This window comes from Bradyrhizobium sp. T-12 (assembly GCF_058314695.1).
Genome location: NZ_CM177756.1, coordinates 2978646 through 3001353, shown reverse-complemented (window position 1 = coordinate 3001353; position 22708 = coordinate 2978646). Strand labels below are relative to the sequence as shown.

The following is a 22708-nucleotide window of genomic DNA, read 5'->3' as shown; positions in this document are numbered from 1 at the left end:
AACTAGATCTCGATATGATCGAAATCGGCGGCGATCCCGGTATTCGGAAAGATCCTCGCCGCCTCGGCCAAGATCTCATCGTCCTCGTACCGTCCCGACATGTGGGTCAGCACGAGTCGGCCGACGTTGCTGGCGGCCGCAAAGGCGGCCGCTTCCGCCGCGGTCAGATGGCCGTAATCCCGCGCAGTCGCGGCGTCACGATCGAGGAAGGTCGCCTCGATCACCAGCAGATCGGCGTCAGCGACGTAGCCGGACAGCCCGTCGGTGGTCTCGGTGTCGCCGATCACCACGAGCTTCCTGCCGCCGCTCGGCGGGCCCAGAACCTCTTCCGGATCGATCGTTCGACCGTCGATCACGACCGGCCGTCCTGCAGCCAGTTCGCCGCGCATGGGACCATCCGGGACGTCAAGCGCCGCGAGGCGATCGGGCCGAAGGTGGCGACGCGATGGACTCTGGAACACGAAACCAAAACTGTCGGTGTCGCGGTGACGGACCGGAAAGCAGTCGATGGTGAAATCACCGGCGTCGAGGAATTGGCCCGCGGCCAAGCCTGCGAACTCCACTGGAAGCGGTGCCCTGCCCGCGCCCCAGATCCTGGCCAACATCTGGATGACGATCTCGAGCGTGGCTGGGCCACCATGAACCGTCATCACCTCGGCCCTCTGCCGCAAGCGGAGCGTCGAGAACAGGCCGGGGATGCCGAGCACATGATCCAGATGCGCATGCGTGAGCAGGATGCGGTCGAGCCGCCGGAAGCCGGCGCCACTGCGCAGCAGCTGGCGCTGCGTGCCCTCGCCGCAATCGACCAGCATGCGCTGACCGGCCGCCTCGACCAGCAGGGCCGGATGGTTGCGTTCCGCCGAGGGAACGCTCGCCGAAGTGCCAAGGAATGTCAGGGCAAACATGGTCGTCGCGTGCCAGCTGTGGACGGTCTCACCGCCCCCAATGCCACGCGAGCAGCAGCGCGTACAGACCCATCGACGCCGCATAGAGCGCGGCAAGCAGTGTGTAACCTGCGATCTGGCGACTGATAGCCGCCTTCGGCGCCACCCACCAGTCGAGCGCCCTGAAGGCGGCGGGCACCAGCCACCAGCCGAGCAACTGGGTGCTGACGAGATTTCCGACGAACAGCGACAGCCAGACCGGCACGCCGTGGCTGTCGATCAGCGGTGCGCTGATGAACGTGCTCCAGAGGTAGACCACGGGGTAGAGCACGAGAAGGACGATGAGGTTGCTCTTCCAGATGAAGCCCGGCCCTTGCTCCGGCGCCCGCTCCTTGCCGGCCGGGAACCAGAAATTGAAGCCGTAGCTCGCACGCTTGACGTTCAAGCCGGCGTTGAAGCGCTCGCCTTCCTTCAGCAGCGTCTGCCGCACGGGCGAGCCGAGCCATGCATCGAGGTTGGCATCAGAGTCGAACGACAGGATGACGATCCATTCCTCGTGCAGTCCCGGAATCGGCCGCTCGATCTTGTGGCGCAAAAATCCCTTGAACTCGGCCTCCGTGGCCTGGATGCGCTGCTGCCATTTGAGGAACGAATCTTCCAGCTCGGCCGGGACCCTGAAGGAGATCACCGCGGACACCGCGTTGTCGCGCTGAACGCCGGTATCGGGCAGGATGTGAACGTCCTCCGAGCCGACGAAATAGCGCTGCACCTCCGCAATCAGCTTCGCCCGCACCTCGCTCTGAAGCCAGGCGCGCGCCGCGGCAGGACTCGCAAAGCGCAGGATCGTCACCCAATCGACGTGGGCCGGCGGCCGCGGCGGCACCACCTCCTGCCCCAGGAATCCGGGCCAGGCCTTGAGCGCCTCGCCGACCTCGCCGTTCCACCGCGCAAACGCGGCGAAGCCGTCATCGGCGATACGGCGCTGGATGACGAGGGCAACCGGCTGACCGGCGGTGTCTGACGATGCGCTCATGAGCTTGCCGCCGCTCAGCTCTTCTTGTAGAGGCGCTTGCCCATCACCCAGGTTTCGTCGACGCAGCGGTCGTCGCCGACCATCATGACGGCGAACAGCATGCTCGCGGCCTCGTCCATCGTGCGCGGGCCGGCGCCGTCGGCAATCAGCGACTGGTGCCAGGCTTGCGCGACCTGCCCTCCGTTCGGATCGAGCGCGACGAAATCGGCCTCCTTGCCGGCCTCGAAATTACCGAGCTTGTCGTCGATGTAGAGGCCTTCGGCGCCGCCGAGCGTGATCGACCAGAAGCCGCGATAAGGCGAGAGCTTGTTGCGCTCGGCCTCGGCAAGATCCTTGCGCGTTGGATCGATGCTGCCGTCGAGCAGCGTGTTGTTGCACATACCGACCTTGTAGGCGTCGTCGAGCACGGAAATCATCGAGAAGCGGTTGCCGCCGCCGACGTCGGTGCCGAACGACATCTTCACGCGGTGCTCCGGATCCGTGGCGCGGCCGAGGCGGAACAGGCCGCTGCCGAGGAACAGGTTCGAGCAAGGGCAAAACACCACCGCGGCGCCCTTCTTCGACATGCGGCGAAATTCGTTGTTGGAGAGATAGACGCCGTGGCCGCCGGAGAATTTCGGCCCGACCAGGTCGAACTTCTCGTAGACGCCGAGATAGTCCTGGCAGTCCGGGTGCTCGACCAGCACGCCGCTGCACTCGGCCGGATTCTCGGAGATGTGGGTGTTGACCCAGCAATCGGGATGCTCGTGCTTGAGGCGCTGGCACGCCTTGAGCAATTCGGGCGAGGCGCCGAAGGCGAAGCGCGGCGTGATGGCGTAGAGGTTGCGGCCCTTGTTGTGATATTCCGCAATCAGCCGCTTGCTGTCGCGATAGAAATTCTCAGGCGTATCGATGAAGTCGGCCGGCGCGTTGCGATCGATGCCGGTGAGGCCTGCAATGACGCGCATGTTGCGGCGCGCCGCTTCCTCGAACAATTCCTCGGTCGAAACCGGCGAGGAGCTCGTGAAGGCCTGGCAGGTGGTGGTGCCGGACGCCAGCAGCGCGTCGAGGAAACGCTTCACGCCCTCGCGCGCATAGTTGCGATCGCGGTATTTGAGCTCTTCCGGATAGACCCATTTCTGCAGCCATGGCAGCAGCTGCTCGCCATAGGCCCCGAGCACGCGGGTCTGCGGCAGATGGATGTGACCGTCGATGAAGCCAGGGACGATGATGCGGTCCTTGATATGAGTGACCTGCACGCCCGGATGCGCAGCAGAGATTTTGCCATAAGGACCGAACGCCTTGATGACGCCGTCCGTGACGATCATCAGGCCGTCCTGGTGAAAGCGCGCGGCGGCCTGCTCGTTGCCGACGTGCTTCCAGGGATCATCGACGAAATCGAAGAACGTGCCGCGAATACCGACGCTGGTCATGAATGGGTTCCTCCCTTAGGTCTGTGTGGCGTGGCGCACTGACGGCAGCGAGATCGCAAGCAGCGCGCCCGCAATTGCGCAGAGGCCGAGATAGAGCCATCCGATCGGCGCCTGCGTGGCTTCAGGCAGCACCGCCGCGATCGCCATGGCGCCGCTGACGGCGAGATAGCAGAGCGCGCTGATCAGGCCGCCGATCAGGCCGTGGTCGCGTTCGAACAGGCCGAGCGCCATGCCGTACATCATCGGGCACAACACGCCGCAGCCGCCGAGCACCAGCGCGCCGCCGATCGTGATCGACACGAAGTCGAGACCGACCGTCATGCCTGTCGCGGTCAGCACGGCCGAGCCGGCAAGAAACAGCGCGAAGGCGCCGAAGCCGAGGACGCGCGCCGGCATGAAGCGCGCGAAATGCGCGCAGCCGAGCTCGCCGGCGAGATTGACGCCGCCGAGGCCGAGCGCGACGAGGCCGTAGATCGCCGCCGAGTAGCCGAGCCCGGTCTGGTAGAAGAAAGGCGCGACGACGCCTAAGGCCAGCTGCGCGCTGGCCGCTGCGGCAAAGACAAGGACGAAAGCCAGGAAGCCCGGACGCAGCAGCGCATCGCGCAGGATGCCGGCCGTGCGGCGCGGATCGAACGGTGCCCGCCGGTCAGCGGGCAGCGTCTCTGGGAGAAAGAATGCGACGATCCCGGCTACGATCGCCGCGGCGATGGCGATGATGACGAAGACGCCGCGCCATGAGGTCAGCTCGACGATGAAGCCGCCGGCCGCGGGCGCCAGCACAGGCGCAAGACCCCAGGCCGCGCCGAGCAGACCGGAGATCGCCGTGAGCTCACGGCCGCGAAAGCAGTCGGCCGCGACGGCATAGGCGACGACGAGGCAGGTGCAGCCGCCGATGCCTTGCAGGAAGCGCAAGCCAAGCAGCAGCGAGGCACTGGTGGCGAGCGCGCAGGCGATGCTCATCGCAACGAGTACCGACAGGCCCGCGAGCAGAACTTTGCGGCGACCGAGCGTGTCGGAGGCGATGCCGACCGGCACCAGCGCGAGAGACATGCCGAGCATGTAGGCGGTGACGGTGTTCTGCATCGAGGCCGCGTCGGTGGCGAGATCCACCACCATCTGCGGCAGGCCGGGCGTATAGGCATCGAGCGGGATCTGGCTGAACGGCACGACGCACAGCAGGATCGGCACGATCCCGCTCCCGGCGCGACCGGCGTCCGAAGCGAGTGCAGTCATGAATTACGCCCCCTCGATTCCCGCGGGCCCGTCTTTTCGTGCGCGCAATGAGAGGCGACGATGCGGGTTGCGGACATTGACGCGCGGAACGTGCCAGAACTGTGTGTAGAAACTCTTAGGAGCTGCCGGCTGAGCCCCGGCCGTCGGCCTCCAAAACAAAAAGTGCGAAAACAACCCCATGCACAGTACAAATCATTGAAGAATTTTGCGAGCGGACAGTTCGATGTCGGCGAGCGCGCAGATTTGACACGTCGGGCAAAACAGGCGCACGGTTACATCATCAGCCTAGGATCAATTCGCCGTTGAGACGCCCCATTAACCTGTCGGAAGGCATGAGCAACGGCGACCACCCCGCGCCCTATCCGCATCGGAAGGCGCTCGATTCGGATGACGGTGCCATGGCTGCGATACAACGGAGTGCGTGGTGCAAAAGGGATTGAACGCAGATGCCGGCGACTTGAGCTACGGCTCGATCAGGACATTGCTGAGCGCCCTGCACACGCGCAAGATATCTGCGTCGGAACTGCTCGAACACACGATCGCGCGCATCGAGGCGCTGGACGGACAGATCAACGCGATCATCGTTCGCGATTTCGATCGCGCGAGAGCGGCTGCGCGCGCCGCCGATGCCGCGCTTGCGGCGAGCGGCTGCCGCTGCTCGGCATCCCCGTGACCTTGAAGGAGCCGTTCAACGTCGCCGGCCTGCCGACGACATGGGGCTTCCCGCATTTCAGGGATTACAAGCCGGCGGAAGATGCTCTCATCGTCTCGCGGCTGAAGGCGGCGGGCGCGATCATCATCGGCAAGACCAACATCCCGATCGGCCTCAGGGATTTCCAGAGCTACAACGAGATCTACGGGACGACCAACAATCCGTGGGACCTCGGCCGCTCGCCCGGCGGCTCCTCGGGCGGATCGGGCGCGGCGCTCGCGGCGGGCTTCGGTCCGCTCTCGATCGGCTCGGATATCGGCGGCTCGATCCGGGTGCCTTCGCATTTTTGCGGCGTGTTCGGACACAAGCCGAGCCTCGGCCTCGTCCCATTGCGCGGATATAGTCTGCCGCCGGCGCCGCCCGTTCCCGGTCAAGGCGATCTCGCCGTCGTCGGGCCGATGGCGCGCACCGCCTCCGACCTCGCGCTGTCGCTCGACGTGATTGCCGGTCCCGATGAGACGCGTGACGGGGTTGGCTATCGGCTTGCACTGCCTCCCGCGCGCCACGATCAGCTCGAGGATTTCAGGATTCTCGTGGTCGATACCCATCCACTGATGCCGACGGGCAATGCGGTGCGTTCTGCCATCGGGCGATTGGCTGAGCGGCTCGAACGAACCGGCGCGCGCGTTGCTCGTTCAAGCGCGGCCCTGCCCGATCTCGCCGAGTCCGCGCGGCTCTACATGAGGCTGTTGAACGGAGCGAGAAGTCCGCGCCTGACGGCGGCCGCGCTCGCCGAAGCGCAAGCAGCTGCCGCGACACTTTCGCCAGACGACCGCAGCCTGCAGGCCGAGCGCGCCCGCGGCTGGGGCATGAGCCACCGCGACTGGCTCGCGGCCGACGCGGCGCGGTTACAGCTGCAACAGAAGTGGCATCAGTTCTTCCGCGAGTTCGACGCGGTAATCTATCCGGCCGCGGCCGTGCCGGCCTTTCCGCAAGACCAGTCCGAGCCGTTCGACGCGCGGCAGCTCGACATCGACGGCAAGTTCTACAACTACGCCGATGCCTGCTTCATCTGGGCCGACCCGGCTTCGACCTGCGGACTGCCTGCAACCGCCATCCCGATCGAGCGCGCGCCGTCGGGCCTGCCGATCGGCGTCCAGATCATCGGGCCGTATCTGGAGGACCGCACGACGATCGCGCTCGCCGGTCTGATCGAACGCGAATTCGGCGGGTTCGTGGCGCCGCCGGGGCTGGCTGCAAAGTAATCTGCGCGATGATCGAGGCCGGCAGCGTTGACAGCCGCGACCAAGTCGTGCGGTCGCGACATGTCACGACGCGCCATGGACATTCAGCTCCGCCGGACCCAAGGCTGATGACCTAACCTCACGATCATGTTGGGGTGACGTTCACTCAAGGCTTTCAGTTGGAGCAGACTCTTTCGTTCGCTTTCCCGTTCGAAGGTGAAGCTTCCGGGCTCGACACCATGCTCCCACCCCCAGCGGGTATGGCAAGCATCGCCGGTAAACAGCACCGGCCCGTTGGGGTGCGGGCGAGATAGGAGAGGTGGCCGGCCGTATGTCCGGGGGTCAGGATCGCAAACAGTGAACCATCGCCAAAGACATCGATCACGCCTTCCAGTTTCCCATCGGGGTCCTTCGTGAACTGAAACTCCTGGATTGCGGGTCTACCTTCAAAGAAGCCATCCTCCATCCCCTGAACGACGACGTTTTCGAACTTCTTCTCCTCAGCCACACCAGGGCCTGTGTAGAACGGAACGTCTTTCGGAACGTTTCCAATCCGAACTCGCGACAGTCCTGACCGCGATCGATCCCGGTTGATTGATCAGGGCCTCCATGGCCGACGGACTGATCGGTTTGCCGAGGCCGGCTGCGGCAATCGCAAAGCGGGCCAAGGATTAAGAGGAAGGCTCGCCCAAACGCGCCGCTTGCCGCGAGTATTCTCGTCGAGACACGACCAGGACCTATCTGTTCCCCGACTGCGCCTCGACCGCCTGCACCGCGACATCAGCGACCTGTCGCAGCGCTTCACGATCGGCGCCAGAGGACGCCATTACGCCCATGCCGACCGACACCGCCGAAACATAGCGCGCGAGCGCCGCGGGATCGGCGCTGTCCTTGAGATCACCTTCGGCCTTGGCGCGGACGAAGCGAGCGCGCAGCTGGTCTTCGTTCTGGGCTCTCCGGGCGGCGAGCTCGAAGGGGACGTTCTCGGACCCGGTGCCGCAGGCGATGCCACCTTGCACGAGCAGGCAGCCGGGCGGATTGGCGGGATCGGTCTGCTTGTCGGCGATGCCCATCAGCATCCGCTCGGCGACGGCGCGCGCGGTGGGGGCCGCGACCACCTCGTCCATCCACGCGCCCCGCAATTTGCTGTAGCGATCGAGGGCGGCCTTGAGCAGGCCTTCCTTGTTGCCGAAGCAGGCATAGAGACTCGGGGGGTTGATGCCCATGGCCTCGGTGAGCTGGGCGATCGTGGCGCCCTCATAGCCATGGCGCCAAAACACTTCCATCGCCTGGTCCAACGCCGTTTCGGCGTCGAATTCGCGGGGGCGTCCCATGCGCATGTGCCAGTCTCCTCGGAATCAGCGGGCCTTATGAGTCTAACGCCAGTCCCTATCTATTTGTTCTGACTTTCTTTTTCTTATGTCTTCCAATCGTCGCGGTATCGGCGTACAATTTTCTTAGCGACTGATACATAAGTATCTTGCGCTGCGGTATCCAGCTCCACATCTGTAGTGAACACTACATATCTGGAGCGCGCAAATGCCCCCCTCCCAAGAAACATCTTCTGCCGGCCGTTTTCGCCGTCTTCTCGGCGGTGTCGCTATCGTCGGCGCCCTCGCCGCCGCCGGCTCGATTGCGACCGGCCACTACTTCCACGCCGCCCAAGCGACGGCAACGGCAGCCGCGGCCGAGCAAGCCGTCCCCGTTACGGTCGCACTGATCGAACCCAAGCAGACCGCGCTGTGGGACGATTTTTCCGGTCGGCTCGAGGCAATCCAGCGGGTCGAGCTGCGCCCGCGGGTCGCCGGTGCGATTTTGTCGGCGAATTTCACCGAGGGCGCGCTGGTGAAGGCCGGCGATGTCCTGTTCAAGATCGATCCGGCGCCCTACGCGGCCGAGGTCGACAAGGCCAACGCCCAGCTCGAGGCGGCGAAGGCGCGCGTGGTGTTCACCACCAGCGAGGTCGAGCGCGGCGCGCAGCTCGTCGGCAACGCCGTCGTGACGCGGCGCGATTTCGATCAGCGCGAGAACGCCAACCGCGAAGCGATCGCCAACGTGAAGGCGGCCGAGGCAACGCTGCAGACCGCAAAGCTCAATCTCGACTACACCGAGGTGCGCGCGCCCGTGGACGGCCGCGTCGGCAAGATCGAGGTCACCGTCGGCAACCTCGTCGCTGCGGGCACCGCCTCCCCGGTGCTGACCTCGCTGGTCTCGGTCAATCCGATCTACGCCTCGTTCGATGCGGATGAAGAGATCGTGTTGCGCGCGCTGAATTCGATTGCGGACAGCTCCGGCCAGCGCGGCAAGCTCGACCAGATCCCGGTGGAGATGACGACCTCCGGCGGTCTGGCGGCGAAAGGCCATATCCAGCTCATCGACAACCAGGTCAACGGCCAGAGCGGCACGATCCGTGTCCGCGCGGTGTTCCAGAACGACGACGGGCGTCTCATCCCCGGCCAGTTCGCCCGCGTGCGCATGGGCCAGCCGAAGCAGCAGACGCTGGTGATGATCGACGAGCGCGCGATCGGCACCGACCAGGACAAGAAGTTCGTGATGGCGGTCGGCGACGACAGCCGCGCGGTGTACCGGCCGATCACGCTCGGTGGCGCCGTCGACGGATTGCGCGTCGTCACCGAGGGCCTGAAGCCCGGTGATCGCATCGTCGTCAACGGCCTGCAGCGCGTGCGGCCTGGTGCGCTGCTCAAGACCGAGGTGGCGGCGATGGGTGCGCGGGGGCAGCAAGCTTCCAATCACAGCAACCAGGACGTGGTGCAACGCTGACGTCATTCCGGGGCGCACGCAAACGCGAACTACGGTGCGCAATTGCGCACCCGAGAATCTAGAAATTACAAAGCTCCGATCGCCTCACCTCTGGATTCCGGGTCGCGCGTGCTACGCGCCCCGGAATGGCGGGGGAGTTGCCGGAGAACCGCACAATATTGCCCAGGGGCAAGGCCATGAATCTCTCAAAATTCTTCATCGATCGTCCGATCTTCGCCGGGGTTCTGTCGGTCGTGATCTTCCTTGCCGGCCTGATTTCGCTGTTCGCGATGCCGATCTCGGAATATCCCGATGTCGTGCCGCCCTCCGTCGTGGTGCGCGCGACCTATCCCGGCGCCAACCCCAAGGTGATCGCGGAAACGGTGGCGACGCCGATCGAGGAGCAGATCAACGGCGTCGAGAACATGCTGTACATGTCGAGCCAGGCGACCACCGACGGCGCGATGACGCTGACGGTGACGTTCCGCCTCGGTACCGACCCCGACAAGGCGACGCAGCTGGTGCAGAACCGCGTGCAGCAGGCCGAACCGCGCCTGCCGGCAGTGGTGCGCCAGCTCGGCATCATCACCAAGAAGTCGTCGCCCGACCTCACCATGGTCGTGCATCTCTTGTCGCCCAACGGCCGCTACGACATGACGTATTTGCGCAACTACGCCGTGCTCAATGTCAAGGACCGGCTCGCCCGGATCGACGGCGTCGGCGACGTCCAGCTCTATGGCGCCGGCGACTATTCGATGCGGGTCTGGGTCGATCCGCAAAAGGCCGCCGAGCACGGGCTGACCGCGAGCGATATCGTGAGGGCGATCCAGGCGCAGAACGTCGAGGCCGCCGCCGGCGTGGTGGGCTCCTCCCCGAACGTTAAGGGCATCGATCTCCAGCTCTCGGTCAACGCGGAAGGCCGCCTCGCCAACGAGGACCAGTTCGGGGACATCGTGGTCAAGACCGGCACACGCGGCGAAGTCGTGCGGCTGCGCGACGTTGCGCGCATCGAGCTCGGCGCCTCCGAATACGGCCTCCGCTCGCTGCTCGACAACAAGCAGGCGGTGGCAATTCCGATCTTCCAGGCGCCTGGCTCCAACGCGCTGCAGATCTCCGACAACGTCCGAGCCACCATGGCCGAGATCAAGAAGAACATGCCCGAGGGCGTGTCCTACCAGATCGTCTACGACCCCACGCAGTTCGTGCGCTCCTCGATCGAGGCGGTGATCCACACCCTGCTGGAGGCGATCGCGCTGGTGGTGCTGGTCGTGATCCTGTTCCTGCAGACCTGGCGCGCCTCGATTATTCCGCTGCTGGCTGTGCCGGTGTCGATCGTCGGCACTTTTGCCGTGATGCATATGTTCGGCTTCTCCATCAATGCGCTCAGCCTGTTCGGCCTCGTGCTCGCGATCGGCATCGTCGTCGACGACGCCATCGTCGTGGTCGAGAATGTCGAGCGCAACATCGAGGCCGGGCTGTCGCCGCGCGATGCCACCTATCAGGCGATGCGCGAGGTCTCGGGGCCGATCATCGCCATCGCCATGGTGCTGATCGCGGTGTTCGTGCCGCTCGCCTTCATCTCCGGCCTCACCGGGCAGTTCTACAAGCAGTTCGCGCTGACGATCGCGATCTCGACCGTGATCTCCGCCGTCAATTCGCTGACGCTATCGCCAGCACTGTCGGCGCTGCTGCTCAAGGGCCACAACGAGCCGAAGGACCGGCTGACGTTGATCATGGAGAAGGGCCTCGGCTGGTTCTTCCGCGGCTTCAACAAGGCCTTCACACGCTCCTCGGAGAATTACAGCGGCACCGTCACCAAGGTGATCTCCGGCAAAGCCGCCGTGATGGGCCTCTATGTCCTGCTGGTAGGACTGACAGCTCTGTTGTTCCAGCAGGTGCCGAGCGGCTTCGTGCCCGGCCAGGACAAGCAATATCTCGTCGGCTTCGCCCGCCTGCCCGACGGCGCGACTCTCGACCGCAGCGAAGAGGTGATCCGCAAGATGAGCGACATCGCGCTGACCCAGCCCGGTGTCGAGAGCTCGGTGGCCTTCCCCGGCCTGTCGATCTCCGGCTTCACCAACTCGTCCAACGCCGGCATCGTGTTCTCGACGCTCAAACCGTTCGACGAGCGCAAGGATGCGGCCCTGAGCGGCAATGCCATCGCGGCCGAGCTGAACAAGAAATATGCCGGCATCCAGGAAGCCTTCATCGCCATGTTCCCGCCGCCGCCGGTCAACGGCCTCGGCACCATCGGCGGCTTCAAGCTGCAGATCGAGGACCGCGCCGGCCTCGGCTACGACGCGCTGAACGAAGCGACCAAGGCGTTCATGACGGCGATGCAGAAGGCGCCGGAGATCGCCGGCGTGTTCTCGAGCTTCCAGGTCAACGTGCCCCAGCTGTTCGCCGACATCGACCGCACCAAGGCACTACAGCTCGGCGTGCCCGTGACGGAGGTCTTCAACACGCTGCAGATCTACCTCGGCTCCTATTACGTCAACGACTTCAACAAATTCGGCCGCACCTATTCCGTCCGCGTGCAGGCTGACGCGCCGTTCCGCGCGCGTGCCGACGACATCAGGCAGTTGAAGGTGCGCTCGTCCTCGGGCGACATGGTGCCGTTGTCGGCCCTGCTCAAGATCCGCCAGAGCGCGGGGCCGGAGCGCGCGATCCGCTACAACGGATTCCTGTCGTCCGACATCAACGCGGCGGCTGCGCCCGGCTTCTCCTCGGGGCAGGCGCAGGAAGCCGCGACGCGGATCGCGGCGGAAGTGCTGCCGCAGGGCTTTGCCTTCGAATGGACCGACCTGACCTATCAGGAGTTCATCGCCGGCAATTCCGGCCTCTGGGTGTTTCCGCTGGCGATCCTCCTGGTGTTCCTGGTGCTGGCCGCGCTCTATGAGAGCCTGACGCTGCCGCTCTCGATCATCATGATCGTGCCGATGGGGCTTCTGGCTGCCATGTTCGGCGTGTGGATCTCCAAGGGCGACAACAACGTCTTCACCCAGATCGGCTTGATCGTGCTCGTGGGCCTCTCGGCCAAGAACGCGATCCTGATCGTCGAATTCGCGCGCGAGCTCGAATTCGCCGGGCGGACGCCGATCCGGGCCGCGATCGAGGCGAGCCGCTTGCGGCTTCGCCCGATCCTGATGACGTCGATGGCCTTCATCATGGGCGTGCTGCCCTTGGTGCTCTCGACCGGCGCCGGCTCGGAGATGCGGCGGGCCATGGGCGTTGCCGTGTTCTCCGGCATGATCGGCGTCACCGTGTTCGGCCTGTTCCTGACCCCGGTGTTCTATGTGCTGCTGCGGACCATCACCGGCAACAAGCCGCTGGTGCATCACGGCAGCGACATCAGCGCCGCGCCGGTTCAGACGGCGGGTCACTAAACCAGGGAAACTCCCGATATCAGCAACAGAACGAGCACGGTCTTGCGAAAGACCGTCTCGTTGACGCGATGGAAGGCGATCACGCCGAGCGCCGAGCCGGCAAACAGCGCCGGCAGACTGATGGCGAGATCGACGAAGACCTTTGACGACAGGTCCTGGTGCCCGACCAGCAGCGCGATGGCAAAGACCTGCATCGCCGCAATGAACGGCTGCACCAGGCCGCGTTGCTCGCTCTTGGGCATGCCGCGCATATCGCACCATATCGTCGGGATCGCACCGGGCATCGCCGTGAGGCCACCGACCAGCCCTCCCCCGAAGCCGATCAGCGCGACCCAGTGCCGACCGACGGCCTCACCGGCCGTCACCAGCGTCGGCCGCAGCAGCATGTAGGCGGCATAGAGCGAAACGATGATGCCGAATCCGCGCCTGAGCAGATGCGTGTCCGTAGACTGCAGCAGCGACACTGCGATGGGAACGCCAATCAATCCGCCGACGATCAGCATCAGGCTGCCCTCCCAGCGGATGTTGCGCCGGAGCGCCCACAGATTGGTCGCCTGCACTCCGATGCTGCACGCCATCATCAGCGGCACGGCTTCGAGCGGCTGAAACACCCGCAGCAGGATCGCGCCGGCGACCGCCGAAAACGCGAAGCCGGAGAGTCCCGAAACGAAGGCCCCCGCGAATACGGCAACGCTCAGCAGAATCAGAGTCGTAACATCAGGCACGGACCGTCCTCCGGTCAGTCGGTTGGAATCTGCGAAGCCTCGGCATCCAGGCCCTCGGAGCAGACGGCCGTCTCGTGCGGAAACGGCGTTTGCATCGCGTGGGCGTGGGACCGCTCCAGGATTGCGAGACCGATCAGTTGAAGAGCGACGAGCGCCGCGGTCAGAACGACCGCGACGATGTTGAAATTACGCGCGCTCGAGGGCCGGCTGGCCGGCGGGGCGCCCGCGCGCATCAGATCCGTGGGCATTTCCTGAAATATCCTCTTTCCTGCTGACCGAAATGACGTCGTTCAAGAGCAATGGTTGGTCCGGCTGAGCCAGCAAATGGTGATAGCGCTGCAACGCGCGCCGCGCGTCGATCTTGCGCTGCTCGTGAAATACAGCACCGACGCGAGCTAAGATGTCTCGGAACTTGTCGGCCATAACAAGTGACGTCCTTCGCATGACAATCTCCTCTCAACCTGCGCGAGAGAATGACGGGATTCACTCCAGCCTGCTGTGAGTTGCTTCACAGAAGCATCTGATGGGTCGAACAAGAACTCGTGTGATGCCTCTCTAGAAGAGGACAAAAAAAATCGCGTCATTCGATCGTATGACGCGCGATAACTTTCTAATGATGTTGCTGTTTGAACCCAGCGCGAGCTGCAGCGATCAGTCAGCGGCGCGGCTGCGCGTCAGTGCAGAAGCGGATTGGAAAATCCGGCCGCAAGCTTGACGAGATCGGCCTGGCGGGACACGCCGGTCTTGGCGAAGACCCGATGCAGGTGCGTCTTCACCGTCGTCTCGGCAATTCCCAGCGCCGCCGCGGTCTCCGGCACACCGCCGACCTCGACGATCGACTGCAGAACTCTCAGTTCCGCAGGCGTCAATTCGAACGTGCGGTCGATCAGGCCGGCACATGAGCGGCTGTCGAGTTCCGCTTTCCAGACGAGCAAGGCTCCGACAGCCGACGTCCGCTCCGTCGCGCCATCGCGCAACAGCGACGGCAGCGCGATCACATGAGCGACGTAGTACGACCCGTCATGCGACGTCAGGGGGATCTTTCGGCCCTCGGCCGCCGCCACCGCAACCTCTCCTGGATCGCGGAAGATATTGCGCAGGGCCCAGTTGGCGTCGGGCGATCTCGTCACCAGCCGGCCCGATATCGAGCGCAGGACATCGTCGGTCGCCAGGATCGTCTCCGCGGCCGGATTGCTGTGGACGATCCGGCAGGCCGCATCGAGCAGGACGACGCCGGCATTCAGGCGATCCACGACGTCGGCCAGCGCGGTCGCGCGTTGCTGTTTCCGCTCGATCGCGCGGTTGATCAGCAGCGCCCGGCTCGCATGCGGGACCAGCGACTGCATGCGCGCGCGTTGCCCGGCGTCGAGCATCTCCCGGCCCGGGATGACGGTCATCAACATCGGACACGGCGACTTCGATTGCTCGAGCACCACGTTGGCAACGTCGACGCAGCCCTGGGGGCGCAGCCATTCCTGATAGAAGCGCCCGCGGCGGTACTCGTCGAAATTCACGAGGTCCGGAATGTTGCGCACCTCGCCGTACTGGGGCAGCCGGGCGAGCGGATCGTATTGCGAATAGGTTTCGGAATAGAGCTGGATGTAGTGCGGATCGACCCCGCAATAATAATGGGTCGCACCTGATTTGCTGACCGTATCCTTCGAGATCAGGCCGCAGGCCTGGCTGCCGATGAACGCATTGAGCATGACGACGACGTCGCCCCACAACTCAGGGTGGAGCCCTGCATCATAGATGCTCTCGATCAGCTCGGCGTGATTGGGAACTCGGGACATCCGAACAGCCATGGTCAAACGCGATTGCGGAAATGTTCTACACGCCCAGAGGCTATGGTGAGTCTGTCCCGGCGACAAAAGGTTCAACGCCCACTGCGGTCGTGCCGGTCAATTGACGAGCGGATTGGCAAACCCTGCCGCGAGCTTGACGAGATCGGCCTGCCTGTTGACGCCGGTCTTGGCGAAGACGCGGTGCAGATGCGTCTTCACCGTGCTTTCCGCGATGCCCAGCGCGGTCGCCGTCTCCGGAACGCCGCCGATGTCGACGATCGACAGCAGCACGCGGAGCTCTGTCGGCGTCAGGTCGAAGGTCCGCCCGATCAATTCGCCCCAGGATTGTCCGTCGAGCGACACCTTGCGCAGCAGCAGCGCGCCGGCGGCATCGACGACGCGCTCGCTGCCGTTCCGCAGCACGGAGGACAACGGCAGCATATGAGCGACATAGCGCTCGCACGTAGACGACAGCAGCGGCATGGCATGGCCGCGAGCGGCAAGCAGCGTGGCATTGCGGCCCGAAAATGTCTCGCGGAACATCTGATTGGCTTCGGTGCTGCTGGTCACGAGCTGTCCGGCGATGGTGCGAACCACGTCGTCGGCTGCAAGCAAGGCGTGACCGGCCGAATTCGCGTGCACCACGCGGCAGAAGGCGTCGAGCAGGAAGATCCCGGCCGTCAGATTGTCGAGGACATCAGCCAGTGCCGTCGCCAGCGTGAGTTCCGCGGTCATGGTGCGGTTGATCAGGAGCGCGCGGCTGGCGTGCGGCACGAGAAGCGAGAGGCGATGCTTCATGCCGGGATCGACCATGCGGCGGCCCGACAGCACGGTCATCATCACGGGGCAGCTCGCATTGGACATCTCGAGCACGACGTTGGCCGCGTCGCTGCAGCCCTGCGGCTGCATCCATTCCTGGTAAAAACGCCCCTTGCGATATTCTTCGAATTCGACGAGGTCCGGAACACTCACAACCTTGCCGTGTGGCGGCAAAACCGTGAGCGGATCGAACTTCGCATGCGTGTCGGCATAGAGCTGGATGAAATGCGGATCCGCTCCGCAATAGTAGTGCGTGACGCCGGATTTGCTGATCGAATCCTTCGAAAACAATCCGCAGGCCTGGCCGCCGACGAAATCGCGGACGCCGGCGACGACGTTGGTCCAGAGCGAGGGATCGAGCCCGGCATCGTAGATGGATTCGACGAGGTCTGGCAGTTTCTGCGGTCCGGGCATGGCTCGAAATGGCACTGGAATGATCAATGCCGGCGAGATTAACACAGCGGACGCATGCGACATCATCCGATCGGAGGAGGCGCCGGCCGGGCGGATGGCACCCGGCCGGCGGCATCGCGTTCGAGCCGCCAGGGCTGATGCCGGCTCAGAACGCGACGCGAACGCCGCCTTTCGCCGTGCCGGTGCGGCTCTGGTCGGACATCATCACGCCCTCGACCGCGCCGAACACGGACACGTTCGCCCCGGTGCGATAGTCGAAGCCGAGGCCGGCCACCGCACCGACCGTGCTACGGCTGCCCGGCGTCACGAACGACAGGTTCTGCCCGAGCAGCACAGCGTTGATGCCGGTGTCGCCGGCACGCTGGAGCGCGATCACGCCGCCATGGATGTTGGCCTTCAGTTCGCCGCCGGCAAAGGCGGTGACGCGCGAGAGATCGACCTCGCCGCGCTCCTCGAAGTCCTGCAGCGTGCGGCTCCCGATGGATAGTCCTTGTGCCGAACCGCTCTCGCTGTAGCCGTCGAACCGGCCCGCGACATAGCGCAGCCGCGCTGTCGGCGTCAGCACATAGCCGTTGCCGATGTTGAGCCTGTAGCCGTAGGCGACCTCCGGGCTGATGTACCAGCCGCTGTAATTCGCTCTCGCCGTCTCCAAGCCGCCGACCGCAGCATTGTTCAGCACGAGGCGGCGCGATCTGTTGTCAGCGTTGCCGCCCTGGATCGAAAAGTCGAAGAACTGCGAGGCCCATTCGAAGCGGCTATAGGCGCCGGCGAAGACGTAGTTGGTGTCGACCGATTGCGAGTTCAGGTCGACCGAGAGGCCGCCCTGCCCGCCGCCGAGGAAGGCGCCGACCAGCCAGTCCGGCCGCACCTTGCGATCGATACCGATCGCTCCGCCCCACGCCGTCGAGGTCGCACGCAGCGTTGATGCCGTCTCGTCCTGGATGCGCTGGCCGCCAAAGCTGTTGGCCCAGACCGTGATCGGCGCGGGATCGGTCCACAGGCTGCGCGGCGCCTTGGTGAAGGGCCCGGCCTGCGCGGTCTCCGGCGCATAGGCCATCGCCATCATGTTGCTCCCGGCCGGCCCGGCGCCGCCGCTGAGGCGGCCCTGCACCAGCGAGGACACGCCGCCGGTAAAGTCCATCAGCGTGCGATCGGTCTGCGCCAGCGCGGTCGGATCGAGCGTTGCGAGCGTCAGGCCGGAGGCAACAGACGGGCCTTTGAAGTTGCCATTAGAGACGGTGGTGTTGATCGTACCCTCGAAGTTGACGAAGGTCGGGAGCTGAATCGTGGTCAGCGACGACACTCGCGTCGTCGGCGCAACGAGATTGACGTTGACGACGTCGGCCCCGAAGCCGAAATCAACCACGCCGTTGATCTTGGAGCCCGGCAGCAGGGTCAGCGTATCAGCCGCATTCGAGAGCAGGATCGCGGTGCCGCCGGTGCCGGTGATCGTGCCGGAGTTCGTGATGTTTGCTGCCCCGCCCGAGCCGATACCGGTGCCACCGGAGATGACGCCGGAGTTGAACAGGGTCGCGGTGGTCGCCGCTCCGACCGCCCCGCCCGCCGCTCCCGAGATCGAACCCGCATTGTTGAGGACAAAATGCCCCTGCGAAAGGACGCCATGGACACTGCCCGAGATGACACCGCCCGCAGCGTTCGTCAAATCGAGGCCGCCGAGGGTCTGTATGCCGTAGCGCCCCGAGATCGCACCGGCGTTGATGATTGTTGCCTGCCCTTGGGCGAAGACCGCAGGCGCCGTCGGCGCACCCTGGATGGTGCCCGAGTTGTTCAAGGTGAGATCACCGAAGACTTGAACCGCGCTGCCAGCCACCGACCTAAGGATACCGGAGTTGCTGATGTCAGCGGACTGCGCGTCGATGGCGGCCCCACCGAGCGTCGACTCCATGATGCCGGCATTGCTGACCTTGACCTCGTCCCCACTGACCGCAAACTGGCCAGCGGAAATCAGCCCACCGGCCGCGTTCTCGACGGTCGCCTTACCGGTGGCACGGATTCCAATTCCGCCGCCGATTCCGCCCTTGATCGTGCCTGCATTGAACACGCTGGCGTTTGGGCCCGCGGAAATCGCGACAGCACCGAGGCTCGTGCCCAGGATCGTGCCGCCTGCATTGTTGTTCACGGCCACAACGCCTGCCGACGAGCGGATCCCGAAGCTTTCGCCCGAAATCAGGCCGGTGTTGGCCGTCACATTCACGGTGTCGACGTCGATGCCGACGCCCCCGGTTGCCAACGCTGATATTTGTCCGGCGTTGGCAACCGTCGCGGTGGTCGCCCGGATGGCCTTGCCGTTGGCGTCGAGCGCCGAGATCGTGCCGCCCACACCGTTGGAAATTGTTGCCGTGTTTGCCAAAATACCACGTGTGCCGCCGGAGATGAGGCCAGTATTTGCTGACACCACCACTGCATCCGCTTCGATAGCCGCACCGTTGGTAACCTTTGCGGAGATTTCACCGGCATTGGTCACCGTCGCGGTACCGCTGACAACAAAGACGGCAATGCCGCTTGGGCCGGTGGCCTCGATCAGCCCGCCTGCGCTATTGTTGATGGTAGACGACGTGATGGCAGTGATCGCGGTGTGGTGACCTGCGATGCGACCCGTGTTGCTTGCAATGGTCACGGTCCCGCCGGAGATGCCGGTCCCGCCGGCTCCGGCTGCGGCAATGACGCCGGCGTTGTTGACGACGACATCGTTGCTCGCGACTATCGCCAAGCCGTTCGATCCGGCGATGAAGATCTGCCCCTCGCTGTTGTTCGTGACTGTGGCATTGGTGGCGACGATTCCGAACCGATCACCCAAAACAGTGCCGGAGTTGGCTGTGACGTTGACCGCATCCCCCCTGATCGCGGCCGCGTCGGTGCCAAATGCCACGATCGTGCCGGCGTTCTCGAGGCTCACTGTGCCTGACAGAGCGTCGACTGCAATGCTGTTCGCGCCACGCGCATCGATGCGGCCGGTGCTCGTGTTGATCAAATCCACGCCCTGAAGCGCGGATATCCCGGTTTGTCCGTTCGTTACATCGGTGCGGATCGAGCCGGCATTGTTGACGGTCACGCGACTCTGCGCGATGCCGATGTTGGTACCGATGACGCTGGCCCCCGCAACCACGTTGATGGTATTGCCGCTATCCGTGGCGGTGCCGTAGCCCGTCGTTCCGTTCGCGTCGGTCGTCGTTCCCGTGCAGGTCACGATTGCGCCGCTGGTCGGCGACGGAGGCGTGCACGCCGCCTCGGCACGACCGCCAAGGATCCAGGGCATCAGTGCCAACGTAAGCGCGGTGGTCGATCCCCAACTCAGGAGACGGCTGCGTTGCGCGACGGACCAATTCATTCCCGGCATCTTTATATCCCCAGACGATTTCACAGGCCGAAAGCGCCATCCCTCGCTGTCCGCGGCAAACGCGGGACGGAGATCGAAACGCATGATTCTTCGATTGGCAGCGTAGGCACGCGGTTTCCTTCCAGCTTGGAGGGAAACGTCAGCGGCTTTGCCGGAAACGAACCGGCGCATAATCCGCGGGCGTGTTGCATGAGCGCCATAGATCAGCATGCACCCGCTTTCAGAACGCGACGCGAACGCCGCCTTTCGCCGTGCCGGTGCGGCTCTGATCGGACATCATCACGCCCTCGACCGCGCCGAACACGGACACGTTCGCCCCGGTGCGATAATCGAAGCCGAAGCCGGCCACCGCACCGACCGTGCTACGGCTGCCCGGCGTCACGAACGACAGGTTCTGCCCGAGCAGCACCGCGTTGATGCCGGTGTCGCCGGCACGCTGGAGCGCGATCACGCCGCCGTGGATGTTGGCCTTCAGTTCGCCGCCGGCAAAGGCGGTGACGCGCGAGAGATCGACCTCGCCGCGCTCCTCGAAATCCTGCAGCGTGCGCCCGCCGACGGATAGTCCTTGCGCCGAACCCGTTTCGCTGTAGCCGTCGAACCGGCCCGCGACATAGCGCAGCCGCGCCGTCGGCGTCAGCACATAGCCGTTGCCGATGTTGAGCCTGTAACCGTAGGCGACCTCCGGGCTGATGTACCAGCCGCTGTAATTCGCTCTCGCCGTCTCCAAGCCGCCGACCGCAGCATTGTTCAGCACGAGGCGGCGCGATTTGTTGTCAGCGTTGCCGCCCTGCAGCGAGAAGTCGAAGAACTGCGAGGCCCATTCGAACCGGCTATAGGCGCCGGCGAACACGTAATTGGTGTCGACCGACTGCGAGTTGAGATCGACCGAGAGGCCGCCCTGCCCGCCGCCGAGGAAGGCGCCGACCAGCCAGTCCGGCCGCACCTTGCGGTCGAGACCGATCGCTCCGCCCCACGCCGTCGAGGTCGCACGCAGCGTCGATGCCGTCTCGTCCTGGATGCGCTGGCCGCCAAAGCTGTTAGCCCACACCGTGATCGGCGCCGGATCGGTCCACAGGCTGCGCGGTGCCTTGGTGAAGGGCCCGGCCTGCGCGGTCTCCGGCGCATAGGCCATCGCCATGATGTTGCTGCCGGCCGGCCCGGCGCCGCCGCTGAGGCGGCCCTGCACCAGTGACGACACGCCGCCGGTAAAGTCCATCAGCGTGCGATCGGTCTGCGCCAGCGCGGTCGGGTCGAGGGTTCCGACGGAAGTACCGGAGACAACCGAGGGGCCGTTGAAGTTGCCGTTCGAGATGTTCGTCTTGATGGTGCCCTCGAAGTTGACGAAGGTCGGGAGCTGAATCGTGGTCAACGACGACACCCGCGTCGTCGGCGCAGTGAGGTTGACATTGACGACGTCGGCCCCGAAGCCGAAATCGACCACGCCGTTGATCTTGGAGCCCGGTAGCAGGGTCAGCGTATCCGCAGCGTTCGACAGCTTGATCGCGGTGCCCCCGGTGCCGGTGACAGCGCCGGAGTTCGTGATGTTGGCAGCGCCAAGCGAGAGGATACCCACGATGCCAGCAATGGAGCCGCTGTTATTCACGTTGACGACGTTGGCGAGCAGCGCAGTTCCGTCGATCGAACTTGTCCCGCGAATCGTCCCGGCGTTCACGAGGTTCACCGTGCCCGCCGACAATATTCCGTCCGCGCCGATGATAGTGCCAGAAGCCGCGTTCGTTATCGTCAAAGGCACATCCGGGTTGGCAAAATGGAGGATCGCCGCCCGGTCTGCGACTACGCTTCCCGTGTTGACGATCGTTCCGCCACCTCCGATATGAAGGGCCTCTGATGCGCCGCTGCCTCGGATCGTTCCGGAATTCTCCAGCTCGAGCGTGCCGACCGTTCCTATCGCGAATGCGGTCCCCGCTCCCGAAATCAAGCCGGAATTCCTGACCGTGGCCTTGCTCGCGAATATTCCGAGAACGTCTCCGGAGATCGTGCCCGAGTTCGAAACCGAGACATTGGTACCTGAGACACCCCACGCTCCCGAGATGGAGCCGGTGTTGACGACCGTTGTCTGGAGACCCTGAATTGCAACGCTGTTTACGGCGAAGGACGCGATCTTTCCGTCGTTTGTAACCGTCACGGTCCGGCCCTTGACGCCTCCCAGGTCCGCCTGGATCAGTCCGGTATTGGTCAGGTTGACGATGTCGGAATCGATCGCAAGGCTGTTGCTGGCAAGTCCGACGATCTGCCCGGCATTCGAACCGGTGAGCGCCCTGACGGATATCACGCTGCCGTTCGGATCAATTTGATTGATCCGCCCCGTTCGGTCGTTCACCAGATTCATCGTGTCAGCCGCGATCGCAAAGCGACCGCCGGTAATTGTGCCCGTGTTGCCCAGGAGGTTCACGTTGGTGCTGCTGAAGATCGCCGTTCCGCCTGAAGCGGCTTCTATCCTTCCGGAATTGGTCACGGCGATCGTTCCGACGCTGCGGATGCCAGCTGCGGTTCCTTCTATGGCGCCCGAGTTGAAGACCTCGCTCCGCTCGGTGTTTCCCGCATTGACCGCAGTTCCGTTGATCCCTGATGCCGTAATGGAGCCCTCATTCCGCACATGCAGCTCAGATCCCACGACGGCACTGGCATTGTTTCCGGTGGCAGAGATGATCGATGACGTCCCGATGTTATTGATGATGGCAGTGCGATTGGAATCGACCGCAAAGTCGCCACCCGTGACGGTGCCGGAATTGTTGACTGTACCGGTCTCGAATACCAGACCGACGTCCGTTCCGGTCAGCGTCGCGCCGGGTCCGATCACGTAGGTGTTGCCGACGTCGATAAGCGTGCCATAGCCGTTGGTGCCATTTGAATCCGTCGTCGTCCCAGTGCAGCTCACCGTCGCGTTGTTGACGGGGGAAGCCGGCGAACAGGCGGCTTCCACCCGCTTGATCACGAAGCAGGGCGCCAGCAGCAGCGCCGCTGCTGAAATTCGCAAAAGCCG

14 protein-coding genes and 1 pseudogene are annotated in these 22708 nt (G+C 64.5%); 3 read left to right on the top strand and 12 right to left on the bottom strand.

Going from position 1 to position 22708, the window contains the following annotated elements; all coding sequences use genetic code 11:
• Positions 1-2 precede the first annotated feature (2 nt).
• Genes rnz through AC0WRY_RS13995 form a run of 4 tightly spaced genes read right to left on the bottom strand, consistent with a single transcriptional unit; the run spans position 3 to position 4562 of the window.
• Positions 3-905: a ribonuclease Z gene (gene rnz, locus AC0WRY_RS14010; RefSeq protein ID WP_491123255.1), complete on the bottom strand. Its 903-nt coding sequence runs from the start codon at positions 903-905 to the stop codon at positions 3-5.
• Between the two features lie 28 nt (positions 906-933).
• On the bottom strand, positions 934-1917 hold the full coding sequence (locus AC0WRY_RS14005) for an antibiotic biosynthesis monooxygenase (RefSeq protein ID WP_491123254.1): 984 nt from the start codon (positions 1915-1917) through the stop codon (positions 934-936).
• 14 nt (positions 1918-1931) lie between these two features.
• The gene (gene guaD / locus AC0WRY_RS14000) at positions 1932-3329 is read right to left on the bottom strand and encodes a guanine deaminase (protein WP_194407537.1); all 1398 of its coding nucleotides are present in this window, start codon (positions 3327-3329) and stop codon (positions 1932-1934) included.
• Between the two features lie 15 nt (positions 3330-3344).
• Positions 3345-4562, bottom strand: a complete 1218-nt coding sequence (locus AC0WRY_RS13995; RefSeq protein ID WP_194407536.1) for a multidrug effflux MFS transporter — start codon at positions 4560-4562, stop codon at positions 3345-3347.
• 436 nt (positions 4563-4998) lie between these two features.
• Here AC0WRY_RS13995 and AC0WRY_RS13990 point away from each other — a divergent pair.
• Positions 4999-6479 (top strand): annotated as a pseudogene (locus AC0WRY_RS13990) (amidase).
• A 154-nt stretch (positions 6480-6633) separates the two neighbouring features.
• Here AC0WRY_RS13990 and AC0WRY_RS13985 read toward each other — a convergent pair.
• Positions 6634-6966, bottom strand: coding sequence for a hypothetical protein (locus AC0WRY_RS13985; RefSeq protein WP_491123253.1), 333 nt, complete (start codon positions 6964-6966; stop codon positions 6634-6636).
• A 229-nt stretch (positions 6967-7195) separates the two neighbouring features.
• The gene (locus tag AC0WRY_RS13980) at positions 7196-7798 is read right to left on the bottom strand and encodes a TetR/AcrR family transcriptional regulator (RefSeq protein WP_194407534.1); all 603 of its coding nucleotides are present in this window, start codon (positions 7796-7798) and stop codon (positions 7196-7198) included.
• A gap of 199 nt (positions 7799-7997) precedes the next feature.
• Between AC0WRY_RS13980 and AC0WRY_RS13975 the strand changes: the two genes are divergently transcribed.
• Both AC0WRY_RS13975 and AC0WRY_RS13970 read left to right on the top strand, forming a co-directional pair.
• On the top strand, positions 7998-9239 hold the full coding sequence (locus AC0WRY_RS13975; RefSeq protein ID WP_285812224.1) for an efflux RND transporter periplasmic adaptor subunit: 1242 nt from the start codon (positions 7998-8000) through the stop codon (positions 9237-9239).
• A gap of 176 nt (positions 9240-9415) precedes the next feature.
• Entirely contained in the window at positions 9416-12604 is a 3189-nt protein-coding gene (locus AC0WRY_RS13970) for an efflux RND transporter permease subunit (RefSeq protein ID WP_491123252.1), read from the top strand.
• Here AC0WRY_RS13970 and AC0WRY_RS13965 read toward each other — a convergent pair.
• The 6 genes from AC0WRY_RS13965 to AC0WRY_RS13940 form a co-directional block, all read right to left on the bottom strand.
• Complete coding sequence (locus AC0WRY_RS13965) at positions 12601-13329, bottom strand: sulfite exporter TauE/SafE family protein (RefSeq protein WP_212069478.1); 729 nt, start codon at positions 13327-13329, stop codon at positions 12601-12603. The two genes, AC0WRY_RS13970 and AC0WRY_RS13965, sit on opposite strands and share 4 nt — an antisense overlap.
• Before the next feature lie 186 nt (positions 13330-13515).
• Entirely contained in the window at positions 13516-13752 is a 237-nt protein-coding gene (locus AC0WRY_RS13960) for a hypothetical protein (protein WP_483069741.1), read from the bottom strand.
• A 251-nt stretch (positions 13753-14003) separates the two neighbouring features.
• Positions 14004-15122 carry a helix-turn-helix transcriptional regulator gene (locus tag AC0WRY_RS13955; RefSeq protein WP_491123469.1) on the bottom strand — a complete coding sequence of 373 codons (1119 nt, stop codon included), beginning with the start codon at positions 15120-15122 and terminating at the stop codon, positions 14004-14006.
• A gap of 108 nt (positions 15123-15230) precedes the next feature.
• Positions 15231-16346 carry a helix-turn-helix transcriptional regulator gene (locus AC0WRY_RS13950; RefSeq protein WP_491123251.1) on the bottom strand — a complete coding sequence of 372 codons (1116 nt, stop codon included), beginning with the start codon at positions 16344-16346 and terminating at the stop codon, positions 15231-15233.
• Between the two features lie 145 nt (positions 16347-16491).
• Positions 16492-19695: an autotransporter family protein gene (locus tag AC0WRY_RS13945; protein WP_491123250.1), complete on the bottom strand. Its 3204-nt coding sequence runs from the start codon at positions 19693-19695 to the stop codon at positions 16492-16494.
• A gap of 229 nt (positions 19696-19924) precedes the next feature.
• Positions 19925-22702 carry an autotransporter family protein gene (locus tag AC0WRY_RS13940; RefSeq protein WP_491123249.1) on the bottom strand — a complete coding sequence of 926 codons (2778 nt, stop codon included), beginning with the start codon at positions 22700-22702 and terminating at the stop codon, positions 19925-19927.
• Between the last annotated feature and the right edge of the window lie 6 nt (positions 22703-22708).

Bases quoted from the DNA above. Each gene is read 5' to 3' on its own strand.
- AC0WRY_RS13955 (WP_491123469.1), bottom strand. From the start codon at position 15,122: ATGTCCCGAGTTCCCAATCACGCCGAGCTGATCGAGAGCATCTATGAT.
- rnz (WP_491123255.1), bottom strand. From the start codon at position 905: ATGTTTGCCCTGACATTCCTTGGCACTTCGGCGAGCGTTCCCTCGGCG.
- guaD (WP_194407537.1), bottom strand. From the start codon at position 3,329: ATGACCAGCGTCGGTATTCGCGGCACGTTCTTCGATTTCGTCGATGAT.
- AC0WRY_RS13995 (WP_194407536.1), bottom strand. From the start codon at position 4,562: ATGACTGCACTCGCTTCGGACGCCGGTCGCGCCGGGAGCGGGATCGTG.
- AC0WRY_RS13960 (WP_483069741.1), bottom strand. From the start codon at position 13,752: ATGGCCGACAAGTTCCGAGACATCTTAGCTCGCGTCGGTGCTGTATTT.
- AC0WRY_RS13975 (WP_285812224.1), top strand. From the start codon at position 7,998: ATGCCCCCCTCCCAAGAAACATCTTCTGCCGGCCGTTTTCGCCGTCTT.
- AC0WRY_RS13980 (WP_194407534.1), bottom strand. From the start codon at position 7,798: ATGCGCATGGGACGCCCCCGCGAATTCGACGCCGAAACGGCGTTGGAC.
- AC0WRY_RS13950 (WP_491123251.1), bottom strand. From the start codon at position 16,346: ATGCCCGGACCGCAGAAACTGCCAGACCTCGTCGAATCCATCTACGAT.
- AC0WRY_RS14005 (WP_491123254.1), bottom strand. From the start codon at position 1,917: ATGAGCGCATCGTCAGACACCGCCGGTCAGCCGGTTGCCCTCGTCATC.
- AC0WRY_RS13970 (WP_491123252.1), top strand. From the start codon at position 9,416: ATGAATCTCTCAAAATTCTTCATCGATCGTCCGATCTTCGCCGGGGTT.
- AC0WRY_RS13945 (WP_491123250.1), bottom strand. From the start codon at position 19,695: ATGAATTGGTCCGTCGCGCAACGCAGCCGTCTCCTGAGTTGGGGATCG.